The following is a 2,167-nucleotide window of genomic DNA, read 5'->3' as shown; positions in this document are numbered from 1 at the left end:
CGACGTTCCACCCCTCACAGAGTGGACTCCCGAGGTCCAGGCGCTCGCCGCGGTCGTGGACCGGCTTGCCGACCTCGTCAACGCCGTGGTCGTGAATCACCCCAGCGGCAAGGGCAAGCCGTCTCGGGTCCGTCCGTACCCGCGCCCGGTGACTGCGTTCGACCGTGCGCGGGCGAAGCGGACTCGAGAGGCCGCTGACGCCATGGTGACCCAACTTTTCCCCGAGGGGGCGTGAATGCCGAGCAATGTGCGCTTCGAGCCACCCTCGTCCACTGCACTGGCCGCGTTGGCGGCGACTGCGGAGATGGACGCGGCGATGGCACAGATCGCCGAGACCGGTCGCGTGTACGCGGAGTCGATCGCCCCGGTGGAGACCGGGGCGTTCCGGTCCTCGTTTCGGGTCGACGACGACGGGGAGGGCGCGCGACTGGTGAACGACGACGAGGGCGCGGCCGCGATCGAGCACGGGTCGGACGACACACCCGCCCACCACACGCTCGCCCAGACTGCTGACTGGCTGGAAGGAGGTAGTTCCTGATGGCCGCTCCCGCAGGTACCGCCTGGATCACGGTGCTGCCCAACATGGGCGGATTCAAGCAGGCACTGACGGCCGGCATCGGTGCAGCCCTGATCGGGGTTGCCGCCTCGGGCGTGAAGCTGCGGGCCGAGTTCGAGAAGTCCATGAACACCGTCGGCGCGGTCACTGGGGCGTCCCGCGGGGAGATGAAGGCGCTCGAGAAGGCCGCCATCGACATGGGCAACTCGACCGTGTTCTCCGCGAACGAAGCCGCGAAGGCGATGGTCGAACTCGCCAAGGGCGGCATCTCGGTGGCCGACATGCGCGCCGGCGCGTTGAAGGGGACCCTCCTTCTCGCTGCGGCAGGCGGAACCGACCTGGCGACCGCGGCCGAGATCGCCTCGAATGCACTCAACACCTTCGGCCTCAAGGGCCGCGACATGAACAAGGTTGCCAACGCTCTGGCCGGTGGCGCCAACGCGTCCACGGCGTCGGTCGAGTCCCTGGGGCAGGCGCTTTCGCAGGTAGGGCCCGGCGCGAAGAACGCCGGCCTAGACATCAACGAGACTGTGGGCGCCCTGGCCGCCTTCGACTCGGCAGGCATCAAGGGCTCCGACGCTGGTACGTCGCTGAAGACGATGCTCGCGCGTCTCGTGCCCTCGACCGACGCGGCTGAGCAGGCGATGAGGCGTCTCGGCCTGAACTTCACCAAGCGCAACGGTGACTTCCGCTCGCTCGGCAACATCTCCCAGCAACTGCAGGACAAGATCGGCGGTCTATCGGAGTCCGAGCGCACTCGTGCCCTGACGACGATCTTCGGATCGGACGCCACGCGCGCTGCGACGGTCCTGATGAACGAGGGTTCCAAGGGGCTCGGGAAGTACGTCCGGGCGACCAGGAACCAGAAGGCCGCGCAGGACGCTGCCAACGCCGCGCTGAAGGGGCTTCCCGGGGCGCTCGAACGACTCTCCGGTGCATGGGAGACTCTGCGCCTGCAGATCGGCAAAGCCCTCGCCCCTGGCGTGATCGTGGGGGCTAACTTCCTCGCTGACACGATGGGTGGGCTGGTCCCATTCGTGCAGGAGAACGCAACCGCCTTCAAGGTGCTCGGCATCACCCTGGCCGTCGGCGCGACTCTATGGGGTGGCTACGCGCTGGGCGTGAAGATCTCCCAGGGCTGGACCGCGCTGCACACCATGTGGACCCAGCGGCAAGCGATTGCCCAGACGCTGCTCAACCGGGCCATGATGCTCAACCCGATCGGCCTCATCGTGGGCGCGCTGGTCGCCCTAGGCGTGGGGCTGGTCATCGCCTACAAGAAGTCCGAGACCTTCCGACGCATCGTCGACGGCGCCTGGGCAGGGATTCGCAAGGCGGTCTCGTTCGCGTGGCACGGCTTCATCCGGCCTGCTCTCTCGGCGTTCGCCGGCTTCTTCGGCAAGTACCTGATGCCAGCGATCCGCGGGCTGTGGAGGGGCGTCCAGCTCTACTTCGGGTTCGTACGCGGCGTGATCAAGTTCGCCTGGCAGAACGTGATCCGGCCGATCTTCCAGCTCTGGTGGGCCTACGTCAGCCGGATCCTGATCCCCGCGATCAGGTGGCTGTGGACCAAGGCCGTACGCCCGACGTTCGACAGCCTGAAGGACAAGA

The 2,167-nt window shown here is 67.4% G+C and carries 3 protein-coding genes; all 3 read left to right on the top strand.

Features of this window, described 5'->3' with window-relative positions:
- A partial coding sequence (locus VIU94_RS05755; protein ID WP_331908222.1) for a hypothetical protein occupies positions 1–235 on the top strand: 235 nt, incomplete at its 5' end.
- Positions 236–538, top strand: a complete 303-nt coding sequence (locus VIU94_RS05750; protein ID WP_331908220.1) for a hypothetical protein — start codon at positions 236–238, stop codon at positions 536–538.
- Positions 538–2,167 (top strand): phage tail tape measure protein (locus VIU94_RS05745; RefSeq protein WP_331908218.1); only part of this gene is annotated, 1,630 nt, incomplete at its 3' end. The genes VIU94_RS05750 and VIU94_RS05745, both read left to right, overlap by 1 nt.

Source organism: Streptomyces sp. (assembly GCF_036566765.1).
Classification (GTDB): Bacteria; Actinomycetota; Actinomycetes; order Streptomycetales; family Streptomycetaceae; genus Streptomyces.
This window is presented reverse-complemented; position numbering and strand designations above follow the sequence as displayed.

Excerpts from the sequence above, each read along its gene's own strand:
- VIU94_RS05750 (WP_331908220.1), top strand. The coding sequence starts at position 236 with ATGCCGAGCAATGTGCGCTTCGAGCCACCCTCGTCCACTGCACTGGCC.